Consider the following 1,872-nt stretch of genomic DNA (forward strand, 5'->3'; position numbering starts at 1 on the left):
GACCACGGATCTCGAAAACCGTAACCGCCGAATAGTTCTGGCGATCGAGTGGGCCGCCGCCGCGGGCGCCTATCAGCGTGCCGCCGAACTGGGCCGGTCGGCCGGGCAGCTGCCGCTGGCTCCGGACGAGCGGGCGCGGCTGGGCTGGGTGAAGGCGCTGATCGCGTTCGAACAGGGCGACCTGCGCAGGTCGCGGGATTCGCTGTTCGCGGCGGCCGAGGAGGTGGCCGCCATCGAACCCGAGCGCGCCGGACCACTGTTCATGGAGGCGGCCCGCTCGTCCTGGGTGCTGGGTGATCCCGCGACCGCCCACCACGCGCGCACCCGCCTGGCAGAGTTGCGCCTGCCGCCCGAACAGCGGTCGTCGTTCCTCCGCGCGCTCGACGGAGCACTGAATTTGCACTCCGGCGAGCTCGCCGAGGGCGTCACGCAGATCCGGGCCACCATCGCCGAGAGCCATCGTTCCGACGATCCGGCGCTGATGCTGGCCGCGACCGGGCAGGCCATGCTGATCGGCGATCTCGAGGACGCCCATACGCTGGCGCAGCGGTTCTCGGGCACCGCCCAGTGTCATGGCCAGGTCGGGCGGTTCGCGACTGGAGCCATCTACGCCGGTGCGGCGGATCTGATGCTGGGCCGACTGTGGGAGGCCGAGGAGAAGGTGGCGCACGCCGTACGGGTGTCGCGGGACATCGGTCAGCTGGGCGAGATCGGCTTCGGCGAGGGCTATCTCGCGCTCATCGCCGGGATTCGCGGTGATGAGTTGCGCTGCCTGGAACTGCTCGATCACCCGCGCCAACCGCACGGGCAGGACAATTTCATCAACTACGTCAACCACGAATGGGCGCGGGCCCTGATCGATCTCGGACACGGGCGCTACGAACCGGCGTTGGACCGCCTCGACACCCTGCACCGTATTCCGAACCGGATCCGCGGCCAATGGCTGCACCTGCTGCGCGATCTGGTGGAGGCAGCGGTGCGCGCACGCCGGCCCGAACGGGCGACGCTTGCGGTGGAGGAGATCGATCGGTGGTCGGCAGCACTGGGTTCGCCTTTCGCCGAAGCGATCTCGGTGCGCTGTCAGGCCATGCTGCACTCCGACGGCGACGCCTACGCGCGGGCGCTGAAACTGCTGGCCGCCGAGGGACTCTGGTACGACCACGCCCGTACGGCGCTGCTCTACGGCGAGTGGCTGCGCCGCGAACGCAGCACCGGCGAGGCCCGGACGCAGCTCCGCGCCGCGGTCGAGACCTTCGATCGGCTCGGCGCGATTCCGTGGGCGGCGCATGCCCGCAACGAATTACGCGCAGCGGGTGATCTGGCGCAACGGCCGGAGACTCCCCCGGCGGCGGAGACCGCCGCGTTGACGCCGCAGGAGCTGCAGGTGGTCCGGCTCGCCGCGGCCGGTGCGACGAACAAGGAGATCGCGGCCAAGCTGTTCATCAGCCCGAAAACCGTGAGCCACCACCTGTACCGGGCTTTTCCGAAGCTCGGCGTCAGCAAACGCGTCGAGTTGGCCCGGCACACATCCCTGTGACCGGCACGGGCCCTCTATCGGCAAGAAATAGGACATTCGTCCGATGGACCCCGCGAACCCGGATTCCTACTGTCGACGACAGGTCGGGCGAAAGGGTAGGAACATGATTCGGAAGTCTCTGGTGGTTCTCGCGGCAGGCGTGCTGATCGGCGCGCCCGCGACCGCGACGGCGCAGGCCGCACAGCCCGAAGCGGTCGCGGGTGTGCAGGACGTGGCGATCAGCACGGGGTCCGCGGCCGCGGACGTGGTGATCAACGGTTTGATCACGGCGATCTTCGGGCCGAACGAGCCGGGCAAGTGCAAGTTCCCGTACTGCTTCTGAGCGATATCGCGGT

Annotated in this window: 2 protein-coding genes; both read left to right on the forward strand. The window is 69.0% G+C overall.

Features of this window, described 5'->3' with window-relative positions; all coding sequences use genetic code 11:
- On the forward strand, positions 1-1,537 hold a 1,537-nt coding region (locus ACFV4K_RS35600), incomplete at its 5' end, for a LuxR C-terminal-related transcriptional regulator (RefSeq protein ID WP_379280684.1).
- 103 nt (positions 1,538-1,640) lie between these two features.
- Positions 1,641-1,859 carry a hypothetical protein gene (locus ACFV4K_RS35605; protein ID WP_379280685.1) on the forward strand — a complete coding sequence of 73 codons (219 nt, stop codon included), beginning with the start codon at positions 1,641-1,643 and terminating at the stop codon, positions 1,857-1,859.
- The last annotated feature ends 13 nt before the right edge of the window (positions 1,860-1,872 follow it).

It is taken from the genome of Nocardia sp. NPDC059764 (assembly GCF_042732555.1).
In the GTDB taxonomy this organism is placed as follows: domain Bacteria; phylum Actinomycetota; class Actinomycetes; order Mycobacteriales; family Mycobacteriaceae; genus Nocardia.